Raw genomic sequence first — 26,635 nt, 5'->3', positions numbered from 1 at the left:
CCGTCATGACGGGGAGAAGGCGGAGTGCCGCAACGTCTCCGTCCCCTCGCCCCGCTTGCGGGGAGAGGGTCAGGGTGAGGGGCAGGGGCGCCAACATCACTCGAACTCCATGATCAGTTCGTCCACGGCGAGGCTCTGGCCGGCCTTGGCGGCGACGCGCTTGACGACGCCCCGCTTCTCCGCCTTCAGCACGTTTTCCATCTTCATCGCCTCGACGGTCGCGAGCGCCTGGCCGGCCTCGACCTGATCGCCTTCCTTGACCGCCACCGACGTGATCACGCCTGGCATCGGGCAGAGCAGCATCTTCGAGGTATCCGGCGGCAGCTTTTCCGGCATCAGCTTCGCAAGCTCAGCGACGCGCGGCGAGCGCACGCGGGCGATCACGTCCATGCCGCGCCAGCGCAGCCGGATGCCGGCGCCCGCAAGGCCGATCTTGACGCCGAGGATGACGCCGTCGACATGGAAACGGGCATGGGCCTGTCCCGGAACCCATCCGCCGGTGATCGACGATACGGCGCCGTCCGCAAAGCGGGCGAAGGTGCCGTCCGCCGAGGTTTCCACCATCAGCGGATATTCGTGTCCGGCGAGCGTTACCACCCAGTCGCGGCCGACGATGCGGCGGTGATTGCCGATGGTGCCGGAGATCTGCACGGCGCGGTCCTGCAGAATCTGGTTGATGAAGGCGGCGATGGCCGCGAGCTTGCGCGCCGAATCCGCATCCGGTGCCACGCCGGAAAAGCCTTCCGGGAATTCCTCGGCGATGAAGGCGGTGGTGAGCCGACCTTCGCGGAAGCGCTCGTGTTCCATCACGGCGGAGAGGAAGGGCAGGTTGTGGCCGATGCCCTCGACCTCGAAATCGTCGAGTGCCGCGCTCATCGCGTCGACCGCCTCGAGACGGCTCGGCGCCCAGGTGCAGAGCTTGGCGATCATCGGGTCGTAGTACATCGAGATTTCGCCGCCTTCGTAGACGCCGGTATCGTTGCGGATCACCGTGCCGTCGTCCTGGCGGCCTTCGACCGGCGGACGGTAGCGGGTGAGCCGCCCGATCGAGGGCAGGAAGTTGCGGTAGGGGTCTTCCGCATAGAGGCGGCTTTCGATCGCCCAGCCATTGAGCTTCACGTCCTCCTGGCCGAAGGCGAGCTTCTCGCCCGAGGCGACGCGGATCATCTGCTCGACGAGATCGAGGCCGGTCACGAGTTCGGTGACCGGATGTTCGACCTGCAGGCGGGTGTTCATCTCGAGGAAGTAGAACTTGTTCTCCTTGCCGTCGACGATGAATTCCACCGTGCCGGCGGAGTGGTAGCCGACGGCCTTTGCGAGCGCGACGGCCTGCTCGCCCATCGCCTTGCGGGTCGCTGCGTCGAGGAACGGCGAGGGGGCCTCCTCGATGACCTTCTGGTTGCGCCGCTGGATCGAGCATTCGCGCTCTCCGAGATAGAGCACGTTGCCGTGCTTGTCGCCGAGCACCTGGATTTCGATGTGGCGGGGCTCGGTGACAAACTTCTCGATGAAGATGCGGTCGTCGCCGAAGGAATTCTTCGCCTCGTTTTTCGACGACTGGAAGCCTTCGCGGGCTTCCTCGGCATTCCATGCGATGCGCATGCCCTTGCCGCCGCCGCCGGCGGACGCCTTGATCATCACCGGATAACCGATCTGGCCGGAAATCTTCACCGCTTCATCGGCATCCTCGATCAGGCCCATGTGGCCCGGAACGGTCGAGACACCGGCTTCCGCGGCGAGCTTCTTCGAGGTGATCTTGTCGCCCATCGCCTGGATCGCCTCGACCGGCGGGCCGACGAAGGTGATGCCTTCATTGGCGAGCGCATCGGCGAAGACGGCGTTTTCCGAGAGGAAACCGTAGCCCGGATGGACGGCGTCGGCGCCCGACTTGCGGATCGCGTCGAGGATCTTCTCGATGACGATGTAGGACTGGTTCGACGGTGCCGGGCCGATATGCACGGCCTCGTCGGCCATCTTGACATGCAGCGCGTCACGGTCGGCATCGGAATAGACGGCGACGGTGGCGATGCCCATCTTCCTCGCCGTCTTGATCACACGGCAGGCGATTTCACCACGGTTGGCGATCAGCAGTTTCTTGATTGTCACCGTCACACCTCGAATACGTCTTCAAAAGATTCCGGAAAGCTCTGCCGGGCGACCCTCTCGTTGATCACCAGCATGGCTTCGTAGGAAAGCGGGTCGAAATCCTTGTCAGCCGCGACGACTTCACGGCCGAAAAGCAGGTTGAGGCGAGCGGCGTCCAGGTTGCCGCGCTCGAAGGGTTCCGGCCCGAAATGATGCCAGAGGGCATGCAGGAAGGCCGCGTCGATGCGGTGCTCCTTGGTGCCGGGCCTCGCCTTGCGCGGCAGCGCCTTCAGCGGGGTTACGCCCTTGGGATTGGCGCGGCGGATGGTGAACTGCACACCGGTTCCCGGCATACCGGACGGAAACCCCTTGTGCTTGGTCATGTCGGGAAGGTCGGCCATCAGCGTTCTCCCCTCACAACGGGATCGTGTCGTGTTTTCTCCAGCGGGTCTCCACCTGCTTGTTGCGAAGCGAGGCGAAGGCGCGGGCGATGCGGCGGCGGGAGGAGTGCGGCATGATCACTTCGTCGATGAAGCCGCGTTCGGCGGCGACGAAGGGATTGGCGAAGCGCTCCTCGTATTCCTTCGTGCGGGCGGCGATCTTGTCGGCGTCACCGAGTTCGGAGCGGTAGAGGATCTCGGTCGCGCCCTTGGCGCCCATGACGGCGATCTCGGCGGTCGGCCAGGCATAGTTGATGTCGGCGCCGATATGCTTGGAGGCCATGACGTCGTAGGCGCCGCCATAGGCCTTGCGGGTGATGAGCGTCACCATCGGCACGGTCGCCTGGCTGTAGGCGAAGAGGAGCTTGGCGCCGTGCTTGATGACGCCGCCATACTCCTGGGAGGTGCCGGGCAGGAAGCCCGGAACGTCGACCAGCGTCAGGATCGGGATCGAGAAGGCATCGCAGAAGCGGACGAAACGGGCGGCCTTGCGCGAACTGTCGATGTCGAGGCAGCCGGCGAGCACCATCGGCTGGTTGGCGACGACGCCGACCGTCTGGCCTTCCATGCGAATGAAGCCGGTGACGATGTTCCTGGCAAAGGCTTCCTGGATCTCGAAGAAATCGCCCTCGTCGGCCAGAGCGTAGATCAGCTCCTTCATGTCGTAGGGCTTGTTGGAGCTGTCCGGGATCAGAGTGTCGAGGCGGTTCTCGATGCGCGCCGGATCGTCGTGGAAGGGACGGACCGGCGGCTTTTCGCGGTTGTTGAGCGGCAGGAAGTCGAACAGCAGGCGCACTTGTTCCAGCGCCTCGATGTCGTTCTCGTAGGCGCCGTCGGCGACCGAGGACTTCGTCGTGTGGGTGCGTGCGCCGCCGAGTTCCTCGGCGGTGACGATCTCGTTGGTGACGGTCTTCACGACGTCCGGGCCGGTGACGAACATGTAGGAACTATCCCGGACCATGAAGATGAAGTCGGTCATCGCCGGCGAATAGACCGCGCCGCCGGCGCAGGGACCCATGATGACGGAAATCTGCGGAATGATGCCGGAGGCATCGACATTGCGCTTGAAAACGTCGGCATAGCCGGCGAGCGAGGCCACACCTTCCTGGATGCGGGCGCCGCCCGAGTCGTTCAGGCCGATCACAGGTGCGCCGTTCTTCACGGCCATGTCCATGATCTTGCAGATCTTCTGGGCGTGGGTCTCCGACAGCGAGCCGCCGAGGACGGTGAAGTCCTGCGAGAAGACGTAGACCTGGCGGCCGTTGATCGTGCCCCAGCCGGTGACGGCGCCGTCGCCGGCGATCTTCTGCTCCGGCATCCCGAAGTCGGTGCAGCGGTGGGTGACGTACATGTCGTATTCTTCGAAGGAGCCTTCATCGAGAAGGACCTCGATGCGTTCGCGCGCCGTCAGCTTGCCCTTGGCGTGCTGGGCGTCGATGCGCCGCTGTCCGCCGCCCATATGGGCTTCGGCGCGCCGGGCTTCGAGCTGGTCCAATATCAATCGCATGCTTCCTCCCGATGGTCTTCAAGGCCTGCAAGTCAAGTTGTGCCCTTAAACACAGTGCCCGGCAAAGAAAATGATTGAACAGGCGCAGTTGCGGATTTATAAATTTGCAAACAGCGAAATGCGAAATTGCAAAATGGCAATCGGAAAACTCTTCATTGGCCGCAAGGTGCGCGAACTGCGCCAGGCGAGCCATGCCACGCAGGCGCAGTTTGCCGACAAGATCGGCATTTCGACAAGCTACCTCAACCAGATCGAGAACAACCAGCGGCCGATTTCGGCCGCCGTCCTGCTGGCGCTGGCGGAAAAGTTCGGCATCGACATTGCCGAGCTTTCGTCCGGGCAGAACGACCGCCTGCTCTCGGCGCTGACCGAAGCGCTGTCCGATCCGCTCTTCGAGCAGTATTCGCCGAGCCTGCAGGAGCTGAAGCTGGTGACGCAGAACGCACCCGGTCTCGCGCACGCGCTGATTGACTGCCATCAGGCCTACCGGCGCAACAGCGAACAGCTCGCAAGCTATGACGACCGCTTCGGCGGTGCTGCCCCCAACGAGACGACCTCCTATGACGAGGTGCGCGACTTCTTCCACTTCGTCGACAACTATATCCACGAGCTCGACGTCGAGGCGGAGAACCTCGCGGCCGAACTCAAGCTCGGGGAGGGGGACAACCACGCTGCGCTTTCCGCCTGTCTCGAGCGGCGATATGGCGTGCGTGTCGTGCGCGGCGAGGCCGGCGACGAGGCGGTCCGGCGCTTCGACCCGGCAAGCCGCATCCTGACGATCAGCCGCTATGCGGCGGCACCGACGCGCGATTTCCAGCTCGCGGTGCAGATCGCCCAGATGCATGCGGTGCCGAGGATCGAGCAGGTGCTGAAACAGGCTGGATTCCGTACCGAAGAGGCGGTCGAGATCTGCCGCCTCGGGCTTGAGAACTACTTTGCCGGTGCGCTGGTCCTGCCCTACCGCACCTTCCACCAGGCGGCGCGGGACCTGCGGCACGACGTCGAGCTTCTGGCGGCCCGTTTTGGCGCCTCGCTCGAGCAGGTCTGCCATCGGTTGTCGACGCTGCAGCGTCCGGGGCTCAAGGGCGTGCCGATCTTCTTCGCCCGCATCGACCGGGCCGGGAACATCACCAAGCGGCACAGCGCCGCGCGGCTGCAGTTCGCCCGTTTCGGCGCGGCCTGTCCGCTCTGGAATGCGCATCAGGCCTTCGAAATGCCGGGCCGGATCATCCGGCAGCTCGCCGAGACCCCGGACGGGGTGCGCTATCTCTGCGTCGCCACGCAGGTGAACAAGGGATCGGTCGGCTTCCGTGCGTCACAGCCGAGCTACGCGCTGGCGCTCGGCTGCGAAATCTCCTACGCGGATCAGTTCGTCTATGCCGACGGCCTCGACCTCAACAACCGCGCCGCCTACGACCCGATCGGCATCTCCTGCCGCATCTGCGAGCGGACGAAATGCACCAGCCGCGCGGTGCCGCCCCTGAAGCGCAAGCTCGTTGTCGACCATCGCCTCAGAAACGCGGTCCCTTACGAAATCGAGTGAACGGCTGGCCTGCGCCCAAAAGGCGCGGCGATCAGGAGAACAGCGGCTCGGGATGTGGCCGGAAGAAGGTGTCGACGATCGCCGGACCGACGGCGTCCAGTGTGGCCGGCGACCATTTCGGGTTGCGATCCTTGTCGATGATTGCGGCGCGAATGCCTTCGTAGAAGTCGGGCGTGCGCAGGATCTGGTCGGTCGCGGCGAATTCGCGTTCGAGGCAGGTTTCGAGATCGGGCGACGACCGGCCCTTGCGCAGGAGCGCCAGCGTCACCTTGAGGCTCGTCGGCGAGCGCGTCAGCATCGTGGCGCGCGCCTTCGTCGCGAACTCGCTGGCCTCCAGGCTGAGAGCGTCGAGGATTTCTTCGATCGTGTCGAAGGCGAAGCACCGGTCGATCAGGTTGCGGTGTTCGGCGAAGGCGAGCGCCGTCGCCGGGTTCGCCGCCTCGGCGATGACGGCGGCGACGTCGTTGTGTCCGGCGGTGGCGGGAAGGGACGCGAGCGCCTCGGCGATCTCGGAAACCTGCGAGGTATCGACCAGCCAGTCGGCGAAGCCGGCGGCAATCGCATCGGTGGCGCCGACCGGCTCGCCGGTGAGCCCCATAAAGGTGCCGAGTTCGCCGGGGGCCTGCGAGAGCAGCCAGGTCGCGCCGACATCGGGGAAGAAGCCGATGCCGGTCTCCGGCATGGCGAGGCGCGCCGTCTCGGTGGCGATCCGGTGGCTGGCATGGCCGGATAGCCCGACGCCGCCGCCCATGGTGATGCCTTCGATCAGGACCACGTAAGGTTTCGGATAGGAGCCGATCCGCGCGTTGAGCCGGTATTCTTCGCGCCAGAAGGTCGCGGGCTCCGGGCTGCCCGACTTGCCGCCTTCGTAGAGCATCTTGATGTCGCCGCCGGCACAGAAGCCGCGCTCGCCTTCCCCCGTTACCATGACGGCGGCGATCGTCGGGTCCTTCTCGAAATCGTCGAGGGCGGCGTCGATGGCGCGGACCATGCCGAGCGACAGGCTGTTGATGATCCGCGGCCGGTTGAGGCTGATCAGCCCGAGCGTGCCCGACCGGCCGGTCAGCACCTCTTCACCGGCTGTGGCGACATCAAAGAACTTCATCAATGCTCCTCCTCGTCCTGCCTCTTCCGCGCCGTTGCTCCACCCGCGGCGCTCCGCTCATAGCACATGGCCGGGGGCATGACCTCCCTGCCTTTGGTCGGGTTTCGTTCAGCCGACGACGTTGCGCGGCGTTCCCCGCTGGAAAAGCTCGATGTTTCCGACGAGCTGGTCGGCGAGCGCCTGCACGGCCTCCCGGCTCGCCCAGGCGACGTGCGGCGTCAGGATCACGTTGGGACGATCGGCGATCCGCATCATCGGGCTGTCGGCGGCCGGCGGTTCGCCGTCGGTCACGTCGAAGCCGGCGCCGGCGATCTGTCCCGCATCGAGTGCGGCCACCAGCGCCTGTTCGTCGACGAGGCCGCCGCGGCCGGTGTTGACGAGGATCGGCCTGCGCTCCATCAGCGCGAACTCGCGCGTGGCGATGATCCCGCGGGTCTCTGTGTTCAGCGGGCAGTGCAGGGTGATGACGTCGCTTCGCCGCATCACCTCGTCGAAGGCGGTCCGGCCGGGCGCGGGGTTGCGCGCAGTCTTGCGGTCGGCGACCAGCACTGTCATGCCGAAGGCCTCGGCGATGCGGGCGACGGAGCGGCCGAGCGCCCCGTAGCCGATGATCCCGAGCGTCGAGCCGGCGAGGTCGGAGATCGGATGGTCGAAGAAGCAGAACTGCCGTGCTTCCTGCCAGCGGCCGTCGATCACCGACTGCCGATAGGAAACGATGCTGCGCCTCAGCGCCAGCATCAGGGCGAAGGTATGCTCGGGAACCGTGTTCGTCGCGTAGTTGCGGATGTTACAGACAGTGATGCCGGCCTTACGGCAGGCGGCGAGATCGACGCAGTCCGTGCCCGTTGCGGCGACCGCGATCAGCTTCAGCCTCGGTGCGCCCGCGATCGCATCGGCGCGGATCGGCGCCTTGTTGGTGATGACGATGTCGGCGTCGGCGATCCGGCTCGCGACCTCGTCCGGGGCGCTGCGGCCGTAGAGCACCAGGTCGTGCGGGAAATCCGGCGCGCGAAGCGTCGTCTCCGGCGAGAGCGTGTCGCGATCGAGAAAGACGATTCTGGTCATCGGCAGTCAGTCCTCCGTCTCCTGACTTGCAGCATTAGAATGGCGAAGCGCGAGCGGGCAAGGTCGCGCCGCCTGAAAGCAGTCTTTCTCCACATGAGGGTCTCCTGCGACGATTGGCCGGGCGTTCCGCGCCTACCGCTGCGGCTTTGCAATTGCCTCCGTGGGAACCGAGGCGTACAACAATCGCAGCGGGAACCGCCCCGCATCTCGTGCGTTTGTCGACAGGACGATCGTTGAAGGAGAAGTGACATGGCTGCAGTCTCGATGACTGGCAAGGCAGGCGAAAAGGCGCAAGAAGAGGCCATCGGCAATGCCGATGCGAGCCTCCAGGACGTTCAGGCGGAACTGGACAACCTGCGCCGCGACATCGCGGCACTCACGCAGGCAATCACCTCCCTCGGCGGCGCCAAGCTCCAGGAAGCGGGTGCGCGCGCCACCGAGATGGGCGCGGAAATGGCGGGCGCCTCGGCAGCGGCCTACCAGTCTGCCCGCGAAAGCCTTGCTTCGGCCGAGCAGGATCTCGAGACCCGCATCCGCAACAATCCGTTGCAGGCGATCGGGATTGCCGCCGGCATCGGGTTCCTCGCCGCGCTGCTGACACGGCGTTGATCCCATGAACCTCATCGCGGAAGTCCTGGCCAGCCTCGTCTTGCGACGTGCCCGCCCGGTGGTGGAAGGCGTCAAACGCAACACGGTTGCTGCAATCCTGCTGATCGTGCTCTTTGTTACCGCCTATGCCGCACTCGTCGTCGCGCTCGCGCTCTACGTCGCCGAGACGGCGGGACCGGTCACGGCGGCGCTCGTCGTGGCGTTGACGGCGATCGCCCTGGCCCTGGTGGTGATCGCGGTCGTGATGGTTCTCAACCACCAGGCCCGCAAGGAGGCGCTGATGCGCCAGCAAATGGCCGCGACGATGGGCGACCCGTTCACCACGGGATTGATCGCCGAGGTGCCTCTGATGATGCGTGAAAGTCCGATCGCCACCACCGCAATGATCGGGTGTCTGGTCTATGCGCTGGCGAAGGTTGGCGGGGTGGGAAGGAAGAGCTGACCGGCGACGGAGAAGCGCGGTTGCGAACGGCCTGGAAACGGGCCGGATGGATCACTTCTTGACGCCGCTGTGTTCCGCGTGATCGAGACGTTCCAGCAAGTCCAGGAGATGTTTCGGCGTGCCTTCCTCGACGATACTATCGTAGTATCCTCGCAGCTTTGAAGCGATCAGGGTGTTGGATAATTCTCTTTCCGTGTCTGATCGCTTTGTCTTCGCCTCGCGGGCCTTGATATTCTCCCGTGCCGCCATGAACCCCGTTCACCCCGTCGCAGTATAACGAACTCCCCAGAAACCGTACTAGCATAGAAAAGTTCCGCCGCGCAGGAACCTTTTCGCGCCTCACGCGTTCCTTTTGCTCAATGCAGGCGGGGAGGCGGGAATGAGCACACTTGCCGCGCTTATGGTTCTGGTCGCATGCCATCCGGACGAGGGACGCTGCATGAAGGAGCCCGTTGCCGTCTTCTCCTTTGACAGCCGCTCGGCGTGCATGGCTGCCCTCCCCGGGGAGCTGAGGAAAGCCCGTCGGCTCACTCCTGTCATCCATGCCGACTGCATACCCGTTCAGGCGGACCTGATCGCAGGTCGTACGCCCATTCTCCAGCGGATCGAGCCGAAGCGCCTGGCCGCACTCTTGGACGAAACCAACGCGCCCTCTGGCGTTCCCCTGCTTGCGCTCACCGCGCGGCAGCCGGTGCCGGTTCCCTCTGAGCGCCACTGAACGAGAGGTCCCCGGTTCTACTCTGCGTGTTTGCACTGCCGCGTGGGAAGTCGGCGGCGGCCGAGATGGTCGCCGTCAGAGGCCCCGGATGTCGCGGTCGTCACACGCTACGGAAGAAACGGCTCACGAGCGATATCAGGAAGAGGACGATAAAGACAAAGAAGAGGATCTTCGCGATACCGGCCGAAGCCCCGGCAATGCCGCCGAAGCCCAGTACGCCTGCGACCAATGCGACGACGAGAAAGAGAAGTGCGTAGTAAAGCATGGCTTTTCTCCTTACCTGCGTCCGTCAAGAACGTTCCGCCCTGCCAAATGTTCCGCGGTCTCGAAAAGAGCCGGTTGCGCTGTCATGTCTCCGGGTTATGCCAAAAAAAGCGCCAGTTCTACCAATCCGTGCAGAATGGAGGTATGCTGGACACGTTCCTCGAGCTTCAGGAGAGGCTCGACGCGGCGGAAAGGAACGCCGAGGGGCACCACGTCACTGGAGACAATGCGTGATGAACCAAGAGAGAATCGCGCCGGACACCGGTTTCAAGCGGGATATGCTCGCCGCTCTCCCGACCCTCCGGGCGTTCGCCGTTTCGCTGACAGGACGTCACCACCTCGCCGACGACCTCGTGCAGGATACGATCGTCAAGGCTTGGGCGAAACAGGACCATTTCGAGCCCGGAACCAACATGAAGGCGTGGCTCTTCACGATCCTCCGCAACGAGTTCTATGCGCAAATGCGCAAGCGTGGACGCGAGGTCGCCGATACCGACGGTGTCTTCACCGCGCAACTCGCCACGCACCCGCAGCAGTACGGGTCGCTCGACCTTCGGGACTTCCGAAAGGCCCTCGAGCAGCTGCCGGCGGACCAGCGCGAGGCGATCATTCTCGTCGGCGCCTCGGGGTTCGCCTACGAGGAGGCGGCCGAGATTTGTGGCTGCGCCGTTGGCACGATCAAGAGTCGTATCAGTCGCGCCCGCAACAAGCTGCAGGGCATTCTCGGCGTGTCGGGCGAGGCTGATTACGGCCCGGACCCCAACGATGCCGCCGTGACCAAGCGGGCCTTTGCGACCTAAGGCCGGTCGGCCTCGGACCACGACCGGAAAATCCCGACATCAGAATGGCGGCATCCCCAAGTTGCAGGGGGCGGGAACGCGGCCTGTTCGCCGTGCCGGTACCGTCCTGTCGTCAGGCGACGATGACGATGCCGGTGAACAAGGCGATGATCAGGATCACCAGAACGATGAAGATCAGGACCCGTGCGACGGTCGCGGATGCGCTGGCCACGCCGCGAAACCCGAGAAGGCTTGCGACGGCAGCAATCAGCAGGAATATCAGAATCCATTTCAGCACGATGGGCCTCCTTCTTCGATTGCGGAATAAATGGTCCGTCGGCGAATTTGTTCCCGCGCAGGAACCGGCGCAAATTTCGCATCCGGTGGACGGATTGGCCGCTGAACGGCCTTTCGGGCAGGCCATTTCTTCGCTATGGCCGAAGATCGGTGCATTCCTGCAGGACGATGCGCCGACAGGGTTGGAAAAAAGGCTGCAATGATCTGGACAGAACGGTCCCATTCTGATCGTGTTTCATCACGAAATCAGGACGGGATTTCTGGGACGCGAAGGGGAGACTGGCTTGAAGATAGGTTCGCCAAGGGAAGTGTTCGAGGGGGAAGCGCGCGTGGCGATGACGCCGGACAGCGCGACGCAGCTCCGCAAACTGGGTTATGACTGCATCATCGAAAGCGGCGCCGGCAAGGCCGCCGGCTTTTCCGACGACGCCTATCGTGCCGCCGGGGTCGACGTCGTCGACAGCGCCGAGGCGCTCTATGCAGCCGTCGACGTGATTGCCAAGGTGCGCCCGCCGGAAACCGCAGAGGCCGAGCGTCTCGGCGCCGGCAAGACGCTGATCTCCTTCTTCTATCCGGCGCAGAACAAGGCGCTGCTCGATCTCTGCAAGGACAAGGGCGCCAACGTCATCGCCATGGACATGGTGCCGCGCATCAGCCGCGCCCAGAAGATGGACGCGCTCTCCTCGATGGCCAACATCGCGGGCTACCGCGCGGTGATCGAAGCCGGCAACAATTTTGGCCGCTTCTTCACTGGCCAGGTGACGGCAGCCGGCAAGATCCCACCGGCCAAGGTGCTGGTCATCGGCGCTGGCGTCGCCGGTCTTGCCGCCGTCGGCACCAGCGTCTCGCTCGGCGCGATCACCTATGCCTTCGACGTTCGCCCGGAAGTGGCCGAGCAGATCGAATCGATGGGCGCCGAGTTCGTCTTCCTGGACTTCACCGACCAGCAGCAGGACGGCGCGGCAACCGGCGGCTATGCCGCCCCGTCGTCGCCGGAGTTCCGCGAAGCCCAGCTCAAGAAGTTCCGCGAGATCGCCCCGGACATCGACATCGTCATCACGACGGCGCTGATTCCCGGCCGTGACGCGCCGAAGCTCTGGCTCGCCGACATGGTCGCGGCGATGAAGCCCGGTTCGGTCGTCATCGACCTCGCCGCCGAGCGCGGCGGCAACTGCGACCTGACGGTCGCCGACCAGCGCATCGTTTCCGACAACGGCGTGATCGTCATCGGCTATACGGACTTCCCGAGCCGCATGGCGGCCCAGGCATCGACGCTCTACTCGACCAACGTCCGTCACATGATGACGGACCTGACGCCCGGCAAGGACGGCAAGCTCGTCCACAACATGGAAGACGACGTCATCCGCGGGGCGACGGTTACGTTCGAGGGCGAGATCACGTATCCGCCGCCGCCGCCGAAGATCCAGGCGATCGCGGCACAGAAGCCGAAGGAAAAGCCCAAGGAACTGACGCCCGAGGAGAGGCGCGCGCAGGAGGTCGCCGCCTTCAAGGCACAGACCCGCAACCAGGTGGCGATGCTCGCCGGCGGCGGTGCGCTGACCCTGCTTGCCGGCCTCTATGCTCCGGCGAGCTTCATGAGCCACTTCATCGTCTTCGTTCTTTCGTGCTTCGTCGGCTTCCAGGTCATCTGGAACGTGTCGCACTCGCTGCATACCCCGCTGATGGCGGTCACCAACGCGATCTCGTCGATCATCATCCTCGGGGCGCTGATGCAGATCGGCTCCGGCAATTTCCTCGTGATCGTGCTCGGTGCGCTCTCGGTGTTCATGGCTGGGATCAACATCTTCGGTGGCTTCATGGTCACCCGGCGCATGCTCGCCATGTTCCAGAAGTCGTAAGGCGGGAGAGGCACGATGGAATACGGATTTACCACTGCCGCCTACGTGGTCGCGGCTGTTCTCTTCATCCTTTCGCTCGGCGGGCTTTCGGGCCAGGAGAGCGCCAAGCGCGCCGTCTGGTACGGCATCGTCGGCATGGGGCTCGCCGTTGCGGCGACGCTCTACGGACCCGGGAAGGGCAACTGGCTCCTCTCTGCCATCATGATCGGCGCTGGTGGTGCGATCGGCTGGGTGGTCGCCAAGCGCGTCCAGATGACCGAGATGCCGCAGCTCGTCGCGGCCATGCACTCGCTGGTCGGCCTCGCGGCGGTCTTCATCGGCTTCAATGCCCATATTGAACTCGGCCGCGTGCTTGCGATGGACGAGGCGAGCCGGGCGTCGCTCGAAGGCTTCGCGGCGGTGCTTGCGCACAAGACGGCCGTCGAACAGGTCATCCTCAAGGTCGAGGTGTTCCTCGGCGTGTTCATCGGGGCGGTCACCTTCACCGGGTCCGTGGTCGCGTTCGGCAAGCTCGCCGGCCGTGTCGACGGCAAGGCGAAGAAACTGCCCGGCGGTCACGTGCTGAATGCCGGTGCGGCGTTGATCTCGCTTGCCCTGCTGTTCATGTATGTCGGCGGCTCCGGCGCCTGGACAATCATCCTGATGACGCTGCTCGCCTTTTTCATCGGCTACCACCTGATCATGGGCATCGGCGGCGCCGACATGCCGGTGGTCGTGTCGATGCTGAACAGTTATTCGGGCTGGGCGGCCGCGGCGATCGGCTTCTCGCTGTCGAACGATCTTTTGATCGTCGTCGGCGCGCTCGTCGGTTCGTCGGGCGCGATCCTCTCCTACATCATGTGCAAGGCGATGAACCGCTCCTTCATCTCGGTCATCCTGGGCGGCTTCGGCGGCACAACCGGTCCGCAGATGGAAGTGACCGGGGAACAGATCGCGATCGATGCCGAAGGGGTCGCAAACGCGCTCAACGACGCGGATTCGGTCATCATCGTGCCGGGCTACGGGATGGCGGTGGCGCAGGCGCAGCAGTCTGTCTCCGAACTCACCCGCAAGCTGCGCGCCGCCGGCAAGGAAGTGCGCTTCGCCATCCATCCGGTGGCGGGTCGCCTACCGGGCCACATGAACGTGCTGCTCGCGGAAGCGAAGGTGCCGTACGACATCGTGCTCGAGATGGACGAGATCAACGAGGACTTCCCAAATACGGACGTTGCGATCGTCATCGGCTCGAACGACATCGTCAATCCGGCTGCTCAGGAAGATCCGAACTCTCCGATCGCCGGCATGCCGGTGCTGGAGGTCTGGAAGGCGAAGCAGGTCTTCGTCTCCAAGCGCGGCCAGGGCACCGGCTATTCCGGCATCGAGAACCCGCTCTTCTACAAGGAGAACACGCGGATGTTCTATGGCGACGCCAAGAAGTCGCTCGACAGCCTGTTGCCGATGATCCGCTGACCGTCGGCAGTGACGCAAAGAAGAACCGGAGCAGGGCGACCTGCTCCGGTTTTGCTTTTCAGGGGATGGTCGGCGGCGGCCGTCTCACATGACTGCGCCGACCTGCCAGGGCACGAACTCGTTGTCGCCGAGGCCGAGTGCCTCGGACTTGGTCTTCTGCCCGGATGCGGTCGTCAGCACGTGGTCGAGAATCTCGCGGCCCTTGGCCTCGAGAGAGACGCCCTCGGTGATGATGTCGCCGCAGTTGATGTCCATGTCGTCGTGCATCTCGTTGTAGAGCCTGCTGCTCGTCGAAAGCTTGATGGTCGGCGCCGGCTTCGAGCCGAAGGCCGAGCCGCGGCCGGTGGTGAAGCAGACGAGCTGGGCCCCGCCGGCGATCTGTCCCGTCGCCGCGACAGGGTCGTAGCCGGGCGTATCCATGAAGACGAAGCCGGGGCCGGTGATCTTCTCGCCGTAGAGAAGGACGTCCGTCATCGGCGTGCTGCCGGCCTTGGCGGCCGCACCCAGCGACTTTTCGAGGATGGTCGTCAGGCCACCGAGCTTGTTGCCCGGGCTCGGATTGTTGTCCATCGACCCGTCGTTGATCCGACAGTAGTTCTCCCACCAGGTGATGCGCTCGATCAGCTTGTCGGCGACCTCCTTCGAGGCGGCGCGGCGCAACAGGAGCTGTTCGGCGCCGTAGATTTCCGGCGTTTCGGAAAGCACGACCGTGCCGCCGAGGCCGACCAGCAGGTCGCTTGCGACGCCGAGCGCCGGATTGGCGGTGATGCCGGAAAAGCCGTCGGAGCCTCCGCATTGCAGGGCGAGCTTCAGTTCCGAGGCCGGGATCGGCTCACGCTTGGCCTCGTTGACGATCGGCAGGATCTCGTGGATGTGGTCGACGATGCGGCGGACGGTCTGCGTCGTGCCACCGGTTTCCTGGATCGTCAGCGAGAAGAAGCGGCTGTCGTCGTGATCGCCGTAGAGCGCGCGCATGCGGGCGATCTGCATCGTCTCGCAGCCGAGCCCGACGAAGACGGCGGCGGCGACGTTCGGGTGGGTCGCGTAGCCCCAGAGTACGCGCTGGAGATTGTCGAAGCCCGGACCCGTCACCGAGATCGCGCAGCCCGTGCCATGGGCGAAGGCGGCGACGCCGTCGACGTTCGGGTAGCGATCGAGGATGCCGGAGCGGTTCACCTCGTCGGCGGCTCGCCGGATCACGGTGGCGGAACAGTTCACCGTCGCGCAGATCGCGATGAAGTTGCGGGTGCCGGCCTGGCCGTTGGCACGCCGGTAGCCCATGAAGTGCGCCGGCTCGACGACCGGGATCGCCGCTTTCGCCTTTTCCAGGTCGGCGCCGATGCGATAGTCGCGGTCGTGCTCGCCGAAGGCGCAGTTGTGGGTGTGGATGTGCTCGCCGGCGGCGATCGGCTGGCTGGCGAAGCCGATGATCTGGCCGAACTTGTAGATATGCTGGCCTGCCGGGATGGCAACGCGCGCGATCTTGTGGCCGCGGGCGACCGGCGTTTTCAGCGGCTCGCCGAAGCCGAGCGGCCGGCTGCCTGCCGCGGCGGGCTCGGTGAGGATCGCGACGTTGTCGTCAAGGTGCAGGAGAAGGGTGCCGGTCGATTCAGTCATAGGAAATACTCTCATGCTGGAGGGCTTTTACAATGCCCCGAAGTTCTGCAAGTCCACGCATCCGGCCGATCAGCGGATAGCCGGGATGGGTGCCGCGGCCGACATCGTCCAGCAATTCGTGGCCGTGGTCGGGGCGGTAAGGGATGGAGACGTCGGCGCGCCCCTCCTGTCGCCGGCGCCGTTCTTCGGCAACCAGCGCGGCGATGAGCGCGACCATGTCGGTGTCGCCACCGAGATGAGCGGCTTCCTGGAACGAGCCGTCCGGTTCCTTGGCGACGTTGCGCAGGTGCGCGAAATGAATGCGCGGCGCGAAGCGGCGGGCGATCGCCGGCACGTTGTTGGCCGGATTGGCGCCGAGCGAGCCTGAACAGAGGGTGAGCCCGTTCGAGGGGCTGTCCTGAGAGGCGAGAATCCACTCGATGTCGTCGCCGGTCGAGACGATGCGCGGCAGGCCGAGGATATTGCGCGGCGGGTCGTCCGGATGGACGCAGAGGCGAATGCCGAACTCTTCGGCCGCGGGCACCACCTCGGCGAGGAAACGGGCGTAGTTCGCCCTCAGTTCATCGCGGCCGATCCCCGTGTACTGCTTCAGCTTCTCCCTGAGACCCTCGATGTCGTAGCGGTCGAAGGCGCCCGGCAGGCCGGCCATGATCGAGTTCAGGAGGTTCTGGCGCAGGCCCGCGCTCGAGGCGTCGTACCATTCCTTGGCGTTCGCCCGGACCTCGTCGGTATAATCGGCTTCCGCGCCTTCCCGTTCGAGCATGAAGATCTCGAAGGCGGCCATGTGCGGCTGCGAGAAACGCAAGGCCGTTCCGCCGCGCGGTGCCGGCGCGTCGAGCTGCGTGCGCGTCCAGTCGAGAAGCGGCATGAAGTTGTAGCAGACGGTCGAGATGCCGCAGGCGGCGAGATTGCGCAGCGATTGTCGGTAGTTGGCAAAAAGGCGCTCGAGATCGCCTTCGCCGCGCTTGATATCCTCGTGGACGGGCAGGCTCTCCACGACGTTCCAGTAGAGACCGAGGTTGCGGTCCGCTGCAATCTCTTCCTGGCGGTCGCGGATTGTCTCTTCCGGCCAGACTTCGCCATAGGGGATTTCGTGAAGGGCGGTGACGATGCCGGTCGCGCCCGTCTGCGCAATTTCGGGCAGCGTGATCGCGTCAAACGGTCCGTACCAGCGCCAGCTCTCGATCATGCGCCGACCTCCTCCACCATGCGTGCGGCTCCCTTTTCAAGCAAACCCGCATAGGCCTTGGCAAGCGCCGCGTGAAAACCCTCATCTGCGGCAAGCGCCGGAGGGAAGATCTCCGTGACCCCGAGGAGTGCCGCGACTTTGCCGTCGGCGCCGTTTGCGGCGTCGCTCAGGCTCTTCAGGCGCGCGGCGAGCGGGTCGCGCACGTCGATCGGGTTTCCTTTCTCGTCGATGCCGCCGACATAGCGCATCCAGGCGGCGACCGCGAGCGCCAGTCCGGCGAAAGGCCGTCCGGCCTTCAGGTTCTCGGCGATGGTCGAGAGGATGCGCTGCGGCAGCTTCTGCGATCCGTCCATGGCGATCTGCCAGGTCCGATGGCGGATCGCCGGGTTCGAATAGCGCTCGAAGAGCGCGTCGGTATAGGCGGAGAGGTCGACCCCTTCCGGTGCTTTGAGGCCGGGGACGATTTCCTCGCGCCAGAGCCGCTTGCAGAACCTTGCGAAGGAGGGATCGGCGACCGTGTCGCTGATCGTCTCGTGTCCGGCGAGATAGCCGAGATAGGCGAGGGAGGAGTGGGTGCCGTTGAGGCAGCGCAGCTTCATGTGCTCGAAGGGCGTCACATCGCCCACCAGTTGCACGCCGACCGCGCCGAGATCGGGACGGGCACCGTCGACGAAGCGGTCTTCGACCACCCACTGCCGGAAGGGCTCGTGCATGACCGGCGAGAGGTCGAGGACGCCGGTCATCGCCGCCAGCCGTTCGATATCCTCCGGCTTGGTCGCCGGCACGATCCGGTCGACCATCGTCGACGGGAAGGCGCCTTCGGTGGAAATCCAGTCGGCAAGCGCGGGATCGATGAGCCCGGCAAGCTCGATGACGACGCCCTTCACCACCTTGCCGTTTTCGGGAAGGTTGTCACAGCAGAGTACGGTGAAGGGACGCTGTCCGGCGTTTCGCCGGCGCTCCAGCGCCCGCACGAGATAGCCGACCGCCGACAGCGGTGTGTCCGGATGCGCCAAGTCATGGACGATGTCGGGGTGCTGGCGATTGAGCCGGCCGGTCGAGGGTTCGTGGCAGTATCCCTTTTCCGTGACCGTCAGCGTGACGATGCGGATTGCCGGATCGCTCATCGCGGCGAGTACCGTCTGCGGATCTTCGCGGGCGACCAGCACGCGGTCGACGGCGGTGATGACGCGGGGCGTCTCGCCTTCGGGTCCGAGCTCGAGAGCGGTATAGGTATAGTCCTGGGGCGCCAGCAGGTCGCGCTGGTCGGGCCGCACCAGGCTGACGCCGACGATGCCCCAGTCGCCGCCGGATTTCTCCATGGCCTCGGAGATGTAGACCGCACCATGGGCGCGGAAGAAGGCGCCGAGGCCGAGATGGACGATGCCGGGCCGCGGACGCTTGCCGTCGGGCCGGTGGAGACGGGGAAGATCAGCGGGCAAGCCAGCCTCCGTCGACGTTGAGGATTGCACCATGGATGTATTTTGCCGCCGGCGAGGCGAGGAAGACGGCAGCGCCGCCGATGTCCTCCGGGTCGCCCCAGCGACCGGCCGGAATGCGGTCGAGGATCGCCTTGCTGCGGTCCGGATCGGCCCGCAGCGCCTCGGTGTTGTTGGTCGCGATGTAGCCCGGCGCGATGGCGTTGACGTTGATCCCCTTCGCCGCCCATTCATTGGCGAGCAGCTTGGTCAGCCCCGCCACGCCGCTTTTCGAGGCGGTGTAGGAAGCAACGCGGATACCGCCCTGGAAGGAGAGCATGGAAGCGATGTTGATGATCCGCCCGGTGGCGCCGCGGGCGAGGACCGAGCGCGCGAAGGCCTGGCTCAGGAAGAAGACGGCCTTCAGGTTCACGTCCATCACCTCGTCCCAGTCGGCTTCAGTGAAATCGACGGCATCGGCGCGTCGGATGATGCCGGCATTGTTGACGAGAATGTCGACGGGCACCGCCAGCGTTTCCAATGCTTTGGCTGCGGCGATCGGATCGGCGAGGTCGAGCGCGAGGCCTTCGGCCTTGCCGCCGGCCCCGGTGATGAGGTCTATCGTCTCGGTGACGGAGGAACGGCCGGCACAGACGACATCGGCGCCGGCTTCCGCGAGCGAGCAGGCGATCGCCTGACCGATGCCGGTATTGGCGCCGGTGACGAGTGCGCGCTTTCCGGCAAGGGAAAACAGGGCGCTCATCGCAGCGTCTCCATCGAGACCATCTCGACGTCCCTGTAGTCGACGTTGTCGCCAGCCATCGCCCAGATGAAGGTATAGGCGCCGGTTCCCGCGCCGCTATGGATCGACCACGGCGGGGAGATCGCGCCTTCCTCGTTTTTCAGGACGAGATGGCGCGTTTCGTCTGGCTCGCCCATCATGTGGAAGACACGCTGGTTTTCGGCGAGATCGAAATAGAGATAAGCCTCCATGCGACGGTCGTGGACATGGGCCGGCATCGTATTCCAGATGGAGCCCTTGGCAAGCTTGGTCATGCCGACGACGAGCTGGCAGGACTTCATCACGTCCGGATGCACGAACTGGTAGATGGTGCGTTCGTTGGAGGTCTCCTGCGCGCCGAGCGACATGTTCGTCGCTTCGTCGATGCGGATGAGGCGCGACGGGTAGGTATGGTGGGCGGGTGCCGAAAGGATGTAGAAGCGGCCGTCGCCTGAGAAGGTGACGGGGCCTGCTCCCATGCCGAGATAGAGCATGTCGCCCTTCGCCATCACATATTCGCCGTCGGCGATCACCGTGCCTTCGCCGCCGACATTGACGATCACCATTTCGCGGCGGTCGAGGATGGAGGCGGTGCCGCAGGGCTTCACCTCGTCGAGGACGAGGCTCGCGCCGGCAGGGACCGCACCACCGACGATCATGCGGTCGTAGTGGGTGTAGATGAGCCTGATTTCGCCCGGCATGAAGATGTCGCCGACATGGAAATTCTTCCGTAACGCCGTGGTGTCGAAGGTCCTGGCGGTCTGCGGATCGATGGCGTGGCGGATTTCAACGCTGAGCATGGCTCACTCCTTCTTCGTATCGGTCATAGAAAATCGTCGCGGCGTGGTGTGAACGTGTCGATGAGGGTGCCGGCCTCCAGCGCCCTGCAGCCATGGACGGCGTTCGAGGGGATGACGAAGCTGTCGCCCGGCCCGATCTCGAAGGTCTCGTCATCGACCGTGAAGGCGAACCGGCCGGATTTCACATAGGTCGACTGGACGTGCGGGTGGTGGTGCAGCGCGCCGACACCGCCCTGTGGAAAGCGGAATTCGACGACCATCAGTTCCGGACTGTCGGCAAGAACACGGCGGACGACGCCGTTGCCGGCGTCGACCTCTGGAAACACTCTCAGGCGGCTCGCGGACATGGAAATCCTATCGGAAAACGGAGGGAAGCCACAGCGACAGGGCCGGAATGTAGCTGACGAGCATCAGCGTTCCGAAGGCTGCGCCGTAGAAGGGCCAGATCGTCTTCATCGCCTGCGATATCGGAATTCGGCCGACCGCGCAGCCGACGAAGAGCACGGCGCCCACCGGTGGCGTGCAAAGTCCGATGCCGAGGTTGAGGACGAGGATGACGCCGAAATGAACCGGATCGATGCCGAAGGCGGTGGCCACCGGCAGGAAGATCGGCGTCGTGATGACGATCAGCGGCGACATGTCCATGAAGGTGCCGAGGATCAGCAGCACGACGTTCAGCAACAGCAGGATCACGATCGGGTTGTCGGAAAAGCCCTGCAGCAGTGCGACCATGGATGCAGGAACCCGCAGGTATGCGAGCAGCCAGCCGAAGGACGCCGCGCAGCCGATGACCATCAGCACCATGGCCGTGGTACGCACCGCGGCGAAGGTCGCTTCGAGGAAGTCGTTCCAGCTCAGCGTGCGATAGACGAGAAGGGTTACCAGAAGCGCGTAGACCACCGCGATGTTGGAGGATTCCGATGCGGTGAAGATGCCGGAACGGACGCCGCCGAAGATGATCGCCACGAGGATGAGCCCGGGCACCGCCGAGGCGAGCAGACCGCCGAGGGCGCGGAAGCCCGGGAAGGGTTCGGTCGGATAGCCGCGGCGTCTGGCGACGAACCAGGCGGCGACCATCAGCGATATTGCAAGCAGCAGGCCGGGGATGATGCCGGCGGTGAAGAGGTCGGCGATCGAGATGCGCCCGCCTGCCGAGATCGAATAGATGATCATGTTGTGCGACGGCGGGATCATCAGGGCGATGATCGAGCCGACGACCGTCACGTTGACTGCATAGTCGACGTCATAGCCGCGCGCCTTCATCTGCGGGACCATCAGGCCGCCGACAGCGGAAGCGTCCGCCGCGGCCGAGCCGGACACGCCACCGAACATGACCGAGGCCAGCACGTTGACCTGTCCGAGGCCGCCGCGCAGGTGGCCGACGAGCCCGCCCGCCAATGCGACGAGGCGGCGGGCGATGTCGCCGCGCACCATCAGGTCGCCGGCATAGATGAAGAACGGGATCGCCATCAACGCGAAGACGGAGACGCCGGAATTGAGACGCTGGAAGACGACCACCGGCGGCAATCCGAGATAGAGCACGGTCGCAAAGCTCGAAATTCCGAGGCAGAAGGCAACGGGCGTGCCGATCAGCAGGAGAAAGACGAAGGTGCCGAAAAGGACCCAGAGTTCCATGATTATTCCTCCAGCGGCGCGTCGCCGAAGCGTGCGGTCGGCAGCCCCGCGATCCGCCGCAGTACCCGTTCAGCCGAGAAAAGGACGACAAGGACGCCGCCGCCGACGATCGGGATGAAATCGAACGCTCCAGAAATCCCGAGGCTCGGCACCATGTTGCCGGCGGTCTTGTAGGCGAGCGAGGACCCGAACCAGATCATGCCACCGCCGAAGGCCGCGACCGCGAAGTCGGAAAGCGTATGCAGCCAGCTCTTGACGCGATCCGGCAGAACGTAGAGCAGGATGTCGAACGAGAGATGATAGCCCTCGCGGATGCCGACGGCGGCCCCGAGGAAGATGAACCAGCCCATGATCATCACGGAGGCCGGTTCGCTCCAGGTCAGGCTGTCGTTCAAAATATACCGCCAGAACACCTGTGCGGCGATGAAGATCGTCATCAGCACCAGACCGGTTCCGGCGACCCAGAGTGCGGCACGCGCGAGCAAACCGGTAAATCGCGCCAGGCCTTTCATACTGTCTTGCACGCCATGCCTCCACGGTAAGCGCCAGGATGGCCGGCGGACACTCCGCAGGCCATCCTGCCTGTCCTGGTTATTCCGTCGCCTGAATACGGGCGACCATGTCCTTCAGCTTCGCGGACGTGACATGCTTCTCATAGACCGGCTTCATCGCTTCGATGAACGGGGTCTTGTCGATGTCGGCGACGATTTCCACTCCGGCGGCGCGAATCTTCTCTTCCGACTTCTTCTCCTGGGCGGTCCAGAGTTCGCGCATGTGCGGAACAGAGTCCTTTGCGGCCTGGCGAACGATCGCCTGGTCTTCGGGAGAGAGCTTCTCCCAGGTCTTCTTCGACATGACCAGGACTTCCGGAACGATCAGGTGCTGATCGAGCGTATAGTATTTCGCGACCTCGAAGTGCCCCGAACTGTCATAGGACGGCCAGTTGTTTTCCGCACCGTCGATGACGCCGGTCTGGATGGCCGAGTAGACCTCGCCGTAGGGCATCGGCGTGGCGTTGGCGCCGAGCGCGCCGACCATGTCGACGAACATGTCGGACTGCATGACGCGGAACTTCATGCCCTTCAGGTCGTCGACCGACTTGATCGGCTTTTCGGAGTTGTAGAAGCTGCGCGAGCCACCGTCGTAGAAGGCGAGGCCGATCAGGTCGTGGGCTTCGAAGGCGGCGAGAATTTCATCGCCGATCGGGCCGTCCATCACCTTGTGCATGTGGTCGACCGAGCGGAAGATGTAGGGCAGCGAAACGACCTGCGTTTCCTCGATGATGTTGTTGAACGGCCCGAGCGAGACGCGGTTGAGGTCGATGACGCCGAACTGGGTCTGCTCGATCGTATCCTTCTCTTCGCCGAGCTGGGCGGAATGGAACACTTCGATGCCGATGCGACCGTTGGTACGCTCCTCGACCAGCTTGCCCATGTACTTCACGGCCTCGACGGTCGGGTAGCCGTCCGGATGGGTATCGGAAGACCGCAGCACAAGCTCGGCGGCCTGCCCCGACACGGCCGAGGCGACGATCGCGGCGGAAGCCAGGACGGCCAGGCCGAATTTCCTCAGGATGCTCATTTCTCTTCTCCTCCTCTTGTTGCAGCTGTCCTCACAGCCGGTAAGCGGTTTTCGCAAGCTTGTAGGCGAGGTCGTGGGCGACCTCGAACGCCTCGTCCTCGTCGAGGCGACCGGTCGCGACAAGCGTTGCCAGATAGGCGCAGTCGACCCTGCGGGCCACGTCATGGCGGGCGGGGATCGAACAGAATGCGCGGGTGTCGTCGTTGAAGCCGACCGTATTGTAGAAGCCCGCGGTCTCGGTCGTCAGTTCGCGAAAGCGGCGCATGCCCTCGGCGCTGTCGAAGAACCACCAGGCAGGTCCGAGCTTCAGTGCCGGGTAGGCGCCGGCAAGCGGCGCCAGTTCGCGAGAATAGCTCGTCTCGTCGAGCGTGAACAGGATGACGGTGAGTTCCGGCCGCATGCCGACGGCGTCGAGCAGCGGCTTCAGGGCGCGGACGTAATCGGTACGCGTCGGAATGTCGAAACCCTTGTCACGCCCGTGCATCGCCATGACCCCGGCGGAATGGTTGCGCCACGAACCGGGGTGGATCTGCAAGACGAGCCCGTCTTCGAGGCTCATGCGCGCCATCTCGGTCAGCATGTGGCCGCGGAAGGCATCGGCTTCCTGCGGCGTGCAACGTCCGGCGAGCGCCTTCTCGAAAAGGGCGGCGGCGTCTGCCTGCGGCAGGTCCTCGGTGCGGGCCGTCGCGTGGCCGTGATCGGAACTCGTCGCGCCATAGGACTTGAAGAAGGCGCGGCGGATGCGATGCGCCTCGAGATACCCTTCCCAGGTGGTGGCGTCGGTCCCGGCGAGTTCGCCGAAGCGCTCGATATTGCCGCGGAAGCCTTCGAACTCGGGGTCGACGACAGGGTCGGGCCGATAGGCGGTGACGACGCGGCCCGTCCAGCCGGACCGCCGGATCATCTCATGCCATTTGAGGTCGTCGAGCGGGCTCTCGGTCGTCGCGATCACCTCGATGCCGAAGCGCTCGAACAACGCCCGCGGCCGGAACTCCGGACGCGCGAGACAATCCTGAATGTGGTCATAGAACTCGTCGGCTGTTTCCGCCGAGAAGCGCTTTGTGAGCCCGAAGACATCGGCGAAGGACTGCTCGACCCAGAGCCGGCTCGGTGTTCCACGGAAGAGGTGGAAGTTCTTCGCAAAGAGCCGCCAGATCTTCCGGCCGTCGGTTTCCGTCGGACCACCGTCGACACGCGGCACGCCGAGCGCGGTAAGCGGGATGCCCTGCGAGCAGAGCATGCGGAAGACGTAGTGGTCGGGAACGACGAAGAGCTGGGCGGGATCGGGGAAGGGTGCGTTTTCCGCGAACCAGCGCGGATCGGTGTGGCCGTGCGGGCTGACAATCGGCAAGCTCCGGACAGTCTCGTAGAGGCTGCGGGCGATGCCGCGGGCCGTCGATTCGATCGGGAAAAGCCTGTTCTCCTGCAGCAAATCCGTGGCCTCCTCGCCGACTGCTCACTAAGATCCGGAAACGCGATTTGCATTTCCGGAGCAAACTAATATGTTAGTATGCAATATGAGTCAACGGAGGCTTCATGGCTGATCAAGTTCAGCTTCGCGCGGTGGACAGCCTGCGCGTGCCGTCGGTTACGGAACTGGTGTTCGAGCAGCTCTACCATCAGGTGGTCGAGCTCGACCTGCCGCCGGGCACCAAGCTGTCGGAAGTGGAGGTCGCAAAGCAAATGGGTGTCTCGCGGCAGCCTGTGCGCGACGCCTTCTACCGCCTGTCGCAGCTCGGCTTCCTGCTCATCCGCCCGCAGCGTGCGACGGTCGTCACCCATATCTCGGAGAAGGGCGTCCTGCAGGCGCGGTTCATCCGCACGGCGCTCGAGATGGAAACGGTCCGGGCCGCTGCTGCCGTGCTCTCCGACCAGCAGATGGACGAGCTGGAAGAGTTGATCGCGAGACAGCGCAAGGCGATGGAGACGGATGACAAGGTTCTGTTTCATGCGCTCGATGATGACTTTCACAAGCGAATCTGCGACATGTCCGGTCACGACTTTGCCTGGGCGCTGATCCGCGACAGCAAGGCGCATATGGATCGGGTCCGGTATCTTAGCCTTTCCTTCGGAGCGCAGAGCGCGTTTGCGGATCACATCGAGATCCTGAAGGCGCTGAAGGCACATGACGGGGATGCTGCTGCGGCCTGCATGCGCGTCCATCTTTCGCGGATCAAGGGAATCATCGGTCGCATCCGGGAAAGCCATGGGCAGTATTTCGCGGCGGACGAGAAATGAACAAAAGACATCACCGGGTTCTTGCGGTCGGCGAATGCATGGTCGAGATGGCGCCACGCGCCGACGGGGCGTATACGCGCAATTTCGCGGGCGATACCTTCAACACGGCCTGGTATATGCGTCGCCTGCTGCCGGAGGCCTGGTCGGTCGATTACTGCTCGGCCGTCGGCGAAGACCGTATTTCCGATCACATGCTCGGCTTCATGCAGAAGGCAGGCATCGGCACCAAGAGCATACGGCGCATTTCCGGTCGCACCGTCGGCCTCTACATGATCGAACTCGACAACGGCGAGCGCAGCTTCGCCTACTGGCGCGGCCAGTCTGCGGCAAAGCTGCTCGCGCGCGATCGCGAGGTGCTTTCGGCGGCGCTCGCCGGGACGGACATCGTGCTCTTTTCCGGGATCACGCTTGCAATCCTGTCCGAGGAGGACCGCCGCAACCTTCTCTACGCCCTTGCCGAGGCGCGTCGGCGGGGAACGCGTGTCGCCTTCGATCCGAACATGCGGCTGAGGCTCTGGCCCAATGTCGCGGTGATGTGCGCCGCAGTTGCTGAAGCCGCCGAAGTCGCGGATATCGTGCTGCCCTCCTTTGACGAGGACGGGCAGTATTACGGCGAGACCTCGCCGCTCGAAACGATCGCCCGCTACCGGAACGCCGGGGCCTCGACGATCGTCGTGAAGAACGGCGTCGGCCGCATCCATGCGGAGGGGCGCGAGGAGGGTGTCGTCACCTTCGATCCGCAGCCCGTTGCCCAGGTCGTCGACACCACCGCCGCCGGCGACAGCTTCAATGCCGGCTTCCTTTCGGCGCGGCTTTCGGGGGCGTCACTGGGGGATGCGATCGGTCGTGGCGCGCAGGTCGCGGCGCAGGTGATCGGCAAGCGCGGGGCACTCGTCGAGATCGACGTGTGAAGCCTCGAAGGCAATGGGCGAGCGGGGACCCGCTCGCCTCGCGTCATCTGATCAATCGGCTCTGACGGTCTGTTTTTGTGTGCCGAGGCCCTGGATACCGAGTTCGACGATGTCGCCGTCCCTGAGGTAGCGGGGCGGCTTCATGCCCATTCCGACGCCGGGGGGCGTTCCGGTGGAGATGACGTCGCCGGGGTGCAGGCTCATGAACTGGCTCAAGTAGGAGACGAGGAAGGCGACGCCGTAGACCATGGTGGCAGAGGTTCCGTTCTGCATGGTTTCGCCGTTGACGGTCAGCCACATCGA

The 26,635-nt window shown here is 64.5% G+C and carries 28 protein-coding genes; 9 read left to right on the top strand and 19 right to left on the bottom strand.

Annotation, left to right across the window (positions count from 1 at the left end; genetic code table 11):
• Positions 1-96 precede the first annotated feature (96 nt).
• From NHF53_RS18685 to NHF53_RS18675, 3 genes are read right to left on the bottom strand one after another with little or no spacing between them, the layout of a single operon-like run.
• Positions 97-2,112 (bottom strand): acetyl/propionyl/methylcrotonyl-CoA carboxylase subunit alpha, encoded by a 2,016-nt coding sequence (locus NHF53_RS18685; protein WP_252835552.1) that lies wholly within the window; start codon positions 2,110-2,112, stop codon positions 97-99.
• Entirely contained in the window at positions 2,109-2,486 is a 378-nt protein-coding gene (locus NHF53_RS18680; RefSeq protein WP_252835551.1) for a hypothetical protein, read from the bottom strand. The genes NHF53_RS18685 and NHF53_RS18680 overlap by 4 nt, the downstream gene beginning before the upstream one ends.
• A gap of 13 nt (positions 2,487-2,499) precedes the next feature.
• Complete coding sequence (locus NHF53_RS18675) at positions 2,500-4,032, bottom strand: acyl-CoA carboxylase subunit beta (RefSeq protein ID WP_252835550.1); 1,533 nt, start codon at positions 4,030-4,032, stop codon at positions 2,500-2,502.
• A gap of 133 nt (positions 4,033-4,165) precedes the next feature.
• Between NHF53_RS18675 and NHF53_RS18670 the strand changes: the two genes are divergently transcribed.
• The gene (locus tag NHF53_RS18670) at positions 4,166-5,575 is read left to right on the top strand and encodes a short-chain fatty acyl-CoA regulator family protein (protein ID WP_252835549.1); all 1,410 of its coding nucleotides are present in this window, start codon (positions 4,166-4,168) and stop codon (positions 5,573-5,575) included.
• Positions 5,576-5,606: 31 nt separating this feature from the next.
• Here the strand turns inward: NHF53_RS18670 and NHF53_RS18665 are convergent, their stop codons facing one another.
• Together NHF53_RS18665 and NHF53_RS18660 are read right to left on the bottom strand one after the other, a co-directional pair.
• On the bottom strand, positions 5,607-6,680 hold the full coding sequence (locus NHF53_RS18665; RefSeq protein WP_252835548.1) for an enoyl-CoA hydratase/isomerase family protein: 1,074 nt from the start codon (positions 6,678-6,680) through the stop codon (positions 5,607-5,609).
• Between the two features lie 108 nt (positions 6,681-6,788).
• Positions 6,789-7,745 (bottom strand): D-2-hydroxyacid dehydrogenase, encoded by a 957-nt coding sequence (locus NHF53_RS18660; protein WP_252835547.1) that lies wholly within the window; start codon positions 7,743-7,745, stop codon positions 6,789-6,791.
• 249 nt (positions 7,746-7,994) lie between these two features.
• Between NHF53_RS18660 and NHF53_RS18655 the strand changes: the two genes are divergently transcribed.
• Both NHF53_RS18655 and NHF53_RS18650 read left to right on the top strand, forming a co-directional pair.
• The gene (locus NHF53_RS18655) at positions 7,995-8,354 is read left to right on the top strand and encodes a YqjD family protein (protein ID WP_252835546.1); all 360 of its coding nucleotides are present in this window, start codon (positions 7,995-7,997) and stop codon (positions 8,352-8,354) included.
• A gap of 4 nt (positions 8,355-8,358) precedes the next feature.
• A complete protein-coding gene (locus tag NHF53_RS18650) occupies positions 8,359-8,796 on the top strand; it encodes a hypothetical protein (RefSeq protein ID WP_252835545.1) in 438 nt (145 codons plus the stop codon).
• A 51-nt stretch (positions 8,797-8,847) separates the two neighbouring features.
• On the opposite strand, the gene NHF53_RS18645 is transcribed toward NHF53_RS18650, so the two are convergent.
• Positions 8,848-9,045 carry a NepR family anti-sigma factor gene (locus NHF53_RS18645; RefSeq protein WP_114365125.1) on the bottom strand — a complete coding sequence of 66 codons (198 nt, stop codon included), beginning with the start codon at positions 9,043-9,045 and terminating at the stop codon, positions 8,848-8,850.
• Between the two features lie 130 nt (positions 9,046-9,175).
• Between NHF53_RS18645 and NHF53_RS18640 the strand changes: the two genes are divergently transcribed.
• Entirely contained in the window at positions 9,176-9,514 is a 339-nt protein-coding gene (locus NHF53_RS18640; protein WP_252835544.1) for a hypothetical protein, read from the top strand.
• Between the two features lie 100 nt (positions 9,515-9,614).
• Here NHF53_RS18640 and NHF53_RS18635 read toward each other — a convergent pair whose 3' ends face one another.
• Positions 9,615-9,779: a DUF1328 domain-containing protein gene (locus tag NHF53_RS18635; protein ID WP_114365123.1), complete on the bottom strand. Its 165-nt coding sequence runs from the start codon at positions 9,777-9,779 to the stop codon at positions 9,615-9,617.
• A 232-nt stretch (positions 9,780-10,011) separates the two neighbouring features.
• Between NHF53_RS18635 and NHF53_RS18630 the strand changes: the two genes are divergently transcribed.
• Positions 10,012-10,578, top strand: a complete 567-nt coding sequence (locus NHF53_RS18630) for an RNA polymerase sigma factor (RefSeq protein ID WP_114365121.1) — start codon at positions 10,012-10,014, stop codon at positions 10,576-10,578.
• A 112-nt stretch (positions 10,579-10,690) separates the two neighbouring features.
• Here NHF53_RS18630 and NHF53_RS18625 read toward each other — a convergent pair whose 3' ends face one another.
• Positions 10,691-10,855 (bottom strand): DUF1328 domain-containing protein, encoded by a 165-nt coding sequence (locus tag NHF53_RS18625; RefSeq protein WP_114365120.1) that lies wholly within the window; start codon positions 10,853-10,855, stop codon positions 10,691-10,693.
• Between the two features lie 283 nt (positions 10,856-11,138).
• Here NHF53_RS18625 and NHF53_RS18620 point away from each other — a divergent pair, with 283 nt between their 5' ends.
• Positions 11,139-12,713: a Re/Si-specific NAD(P)(+) transhydrogenase subunit alpha gene (locus tag NHF53_RS18620; RefSeq protein ID WP_252835543.1), complete on the top strand. Its 1,575-nt coding sequence runs from the start codon at positions 11,139-11,141 to the stop codon at positions 12,711-12,713.
• Positions 12,714-12,728: 15 nt separating this feature from the next.
• The gene (locus NHF53_RS18615) at positions 12,729-14,162 is read left to right on the top strand and encodes an NAD(P)(+) transhydrogenase (Re/Si-specific) subunit beta (protein WP_252835542.1); all 1,434 of its coding nucleotides are present in this window, start codon (positions 12,729-12,731) and stop codon (positions 14,160-14,162) included.
• Between the two features lie 84 nt (positions 14,163-14,246).
• Here NHF53_RS18615 and NHF53_RS18610 read toward each other — a convergent pair whose 3' ends face one another.
• The 10 genes from NHF53_RS18610 to uxaC all read right to left on the bottom strand — a co-directional run bounded on the left by NHF53_RS18610 (position 14,247) and on the right by uxaC (position 24,615).
• Positions 14,247-15,779 carry a UxaA family hydrolase gene (locus NHF53_RS18610; RefSeq protein WP_252835541.1) on the bottom strand — a complete coding sequence of 511 codons (1,533 nt, stop codon included), beginning with the start codon at positions 15,777-15,779 and terminating at the stop codon, positions 14,247-14,249.
• Positions 15,772-16,968: a mannonate dehydratase gene (gene uxuA, locus NHF53_RS18605; RefSeq protein ID WP_252835540.1), complete on the bottom strand. Its 1,197-nt coding sequence runs from the start codon at positions 16,966-16,968 to the stop codon at positions 15,772-15,774. The genes NHF53_RS18610 and uxuA overlap by 8 nt, the downstream gene beginning before the upstream one ends.
• Positions 16,965-18,443, bottom strand: coding sequence for a mannitol dehydrogenase family protein (locus NHF53_RS18600; protein WP_252835539.1), 1,479 nt, complete (start codon positions 18,441-18,443; stop codon positions 16,965-16,967). The genes uxuA and NHF53_RS18600 overlap by 4 nt, the downstream gene beginning before the upstream one ends.
• On the bottom strand, positions 18,400-19,149 hold the full coding sequence (gene kduD, locus NHF53_RS18595; protein ID WP_252835538.1) for a 2-dehydro-3-deoxy-D-gluconate 5-dehydrogenase KduD: 750 nt from the start codon (positions 19,147-19,149) through the stop codon (positions 18,400-18,402). The genes NHF53_RS18600 and kduD overlap by 44 nt, the downstream gene beginning before the upstream one ends.
• Positions 19,146-19,967 (bottom strand): 5-dehydro-4-deoxy-D-glucuronate isomerase, encoded by an 822-nt coding sequence (kduI, locus tag NHF53_RS18590; protein ID WP_252835537.1) that lies wholly within the window; start codon positions 19,965-19,967, stop codon positions 19,146-19,148. Before kduI ends, kduD begins: the two co-directional genes overlap by 4 nt.
• Positions 19,968-19,990: 23 nt before the next feature.
• Positions 19,991-20,314, bottom strand: a complete 324-nt coding sequence (locus NHF53_RS18585) for a cupin domain-containing protein (protein ID WP_252835536.1) — start codon at positions 20,312-20,314, stop codon at positions 19,991-19,993.
• A gap of 7 nt (positions 20,315-20,321) precedes the next feature.
• Positions 20,322-21,602 carry a TRAP transporter large permease gene (locus NHF53_RS18580; RefSeq protein WP_252835535.1) on the bottom strand — a complete coding sequence of 427 codons (1,281 nt, stop codon included), beginning with the start codon at positions 21,600-21,602 and terminating at the stop codon, positions 20,322-20,324.
• Between the two features lie 2 nt (positions 21,603-21,604).
• Positions 21,605-22,126: a TRAP transporter small permease gene (locus tag NHF53_RS18575; RefSeq protein WP_170141954.1), complete on the bottom strand. Its 522-nt coding sequence runs from the start codon at positions 22,124-22,126 to the stop codon at positions 21,605-21,607.
• Between the two features lie 67 nt (positions 22,127-22,193).
• Positions 22,194-23,183, bottom strand: coding sequence for a TRAP transporter substrate-binding protein (locus NHF53_RS18570; RefSeq protein ID WP_252835534.1), 990 nt, complete (start codon positions 23,181-23,183; stop codon positions 22,194-22,196).
• A 31-nt stretch (positions 23,184-23,214) separates the two neighbouring features.
• Positions 23,215-24,615 carry a glucuronate isomerase gene (gene uxaC, locus NHF53_RS18565; protein WP_252835533.1) on the bottom strand — a complete coding sequence of 467 codons (1,401 nt, stop codon included), beginning with the start codon at positions 24,613-24,615 and terminating at the stop codon, positions 23,215-23,217.
• Between the two features lie 104 nt (positions 24,616-24,719).
• On the opposite strand from uxaC, the gene NHF53_RS18560 reads away from it, so the two are divergent.
• Together NHF53_RS18560 and NHF53_RS18555 are read left to right on the top strand one after the other, a co-directional pair.
• On the top strand, positions 24,720-25,421 hold the full coding sequence (locus NHF53_RS18560) for a GntR family transcriptional regulator (protein WP_252835532.1): 702 nt from the start codon (positions 24,720-24,722) through the stop codon (positions 25,419-25,421).
• On the top strand, positions 25,418-26,332 hold the full coding sequence (locus tag NHF53_RS18555) for a sugar kinase (RefSeq protein WP_252835531.1): 915 nt from the start codon (positions 25,418-25,420) through the stop codon (positions 26,330-26,332). The genes NHF53_RS18560 and NHF53_RS18555 overlap by 4 nt, the downstream gene beginning before the upstream one ends.
• A gap of 51 nt (positions 26,333-26,383) precedes the next feature.
• On the opposite strand, the gene NHF53_RS18550 is transcribed toward NHF53_RS18555, so the two are convergent.
• On the bottom strand, positions 26,384-26,635 hold a 252-nt coding region (locus tag NHF53_RS18550), incomplete at its 5' end, for a fumarylacetoacetate hydrolase family protein (protein WP_252835530.1).

It is taken from the genome of Ciceribacter sp. RN22 (genome assembly GCF_024054295.1).
GTDB classification, from domain to species: Bacteria; Pseudomonadota; Alphaproteobacteria; order Rhizobiales; family Rhizobiaceae; genus Allorhizobium; species Allorhizobium lividum.
The sequence above is the reverse complement of the archived record's forward strand: the minus strand, read 5'-3'. Positions and strand labels throughout refer to the sequence as shown.

Coding starts and splice junctions, on each gene's coding strand:
- NHF53_RS18680 (WP_252835551.1), bottom strand. CDS start 2,486: ATGGCCGACCTTCCCGACATGACCAAGCACAAGGGGTTTCCGTCCGGT.
- NHF53_RS18675 (WP_252835550.1), bottom strand. CDS start 4,032: ATGCGATTGATATTGGACCAGCTCGAAGCCCGGCGCGCCGAAGCCCAT.
- NHF53_RS18670 (WP_252835549.1), top strand. CDS start 4,166: ATGGCAATCGGAAAACTCTTCATTGGCCGCAAGGTGCGCGAACTGCGC.
- NHF53_RS18665 (WP_252835548.1), bottom strand. CDS start 6,680: ATGAAGTTCTTTGATGTCGCCACAGCCGGTGAAGAGGTGCTGACCGGC.
- NHF53_RS18660 (WP_252835547.1), bottom strand. CDS start 7,745: ATGACCAGAATCGTCTTTCTCGATCGCGACACGCTCTCGCCGGAGACG.
- NHF53_RS18655 (WP_252835546.1), top strand. CDS start 7,995: ATGGCTGCAGTCTCGATGACTGGCAAGGCAGGCGAAAAGGCGCAAGAA.
- NHF53_RS18650 (WP_252835545.1), top strand. CDS start 8,359: ATGAACCTCATCGCGGAAGTCCTGGCCAGCCTCGTCTTGCGACGTGCC.
- NHF53_RS18645 (WP_114365125.1), bottom strand. CDS start 9,045: ATGGCGGCACGGGAGAATATCAAGGCCCGCGAGGCGAAGACAAAGCGA.
- NHF53_RS18640 (WP_252835544.1), top strand. CDS start 9,176: ATGAGCACACTTGCCGCGCTTATGGTTCTGGTCGCATGCCATCCGGAC.
- NHF53_RS18635 (WP_114365123.1), bottom strand. CDS start 9,779: ATGCTTTACTACGCACTTCTCTTTCTCGTCGTCGCATTGGTCGCAGGC.
- NHF53_RS18630 (WP_114365121.1), top strand. CDS start 10,012: ATGAACCAAGAGAGAATCGCGCCGGACACCGGTTTCAAGCGGGATATG.
- NHF53_RS18615 (WP_252835542.1), top strand. CDS start 12,729: ATGGAATACGGATTTACCACTGCCGCCTACGTGGTCGCGGCTGTTCTC.
- NHF53_RS18610 (WP_252835541.1), bottom strand. CDS start 15,779: ATGACTGAATCGACCGGCACCCTTCTCCTGCACCTTGACGACAACGTC.
- uxuA (WP_252835540.1), bottom strand. CDS start 16,968: ATGATCGAGAGCTGGCGCTGGTACGGACCGTTTGACGCGATCACGCTG.
- NHF53_RS18600 (WP_252835539.1), bottom strand. CDS start 18,443: ATGGTGCAATCCTCAACGTCGACGGAGGCTGGCTTGCCCGCTGATCTT.
- kduD (WP_252835538.1), bottom strand. CDS start 19,149: ATGAGCGCCCTGTTTTCCCTTGCCGGAAAGCGCGCACTCGTCACCGGC.
- kduI (WP_252835537.1), bottom strand. CDS start 19,967: ATGCTCAGCGTTGAAATCCGCCACGCCATCGATCCGCAGACCGCCAGG.
- NHF53_RS18585 (WP_252835536.1), bottom strand. CDS start 20,314: ATGTCCGCGAGCCGCCTGAGAGTGTTTCCAGAGGTCGACGCCGGCAAC.
- NHF53_RS18580 (WP_252835535.1), bottom strand. CDS start 21,602: ATGGAACTCTGGGTCCTTTTCGGCACCTTCGTCTTTCTCCTGCTGATC.
- NHF53_RS18570 (WP_252835534.1), bottom strand. CDS start 23,183: ATGAGCATCCTGAGGAAATTCGGCCTGGCCGTCCTGGCTTCCGCCGCG.
- NHF53_RS18560 (WP_252835532.1), top strand. CDS start 24,720: ATGGCTGATCAAGTTCAGCTTCGCGCGGTGGACAGCCTGCGCGTGCCG.
- NHF53_RS18555 (WP_252835531.1), top strand. CDS start 25,418: ATGAACAAAAGACATCACCGGGTTCTTGCGGTCGGCGAATGCATGGTC.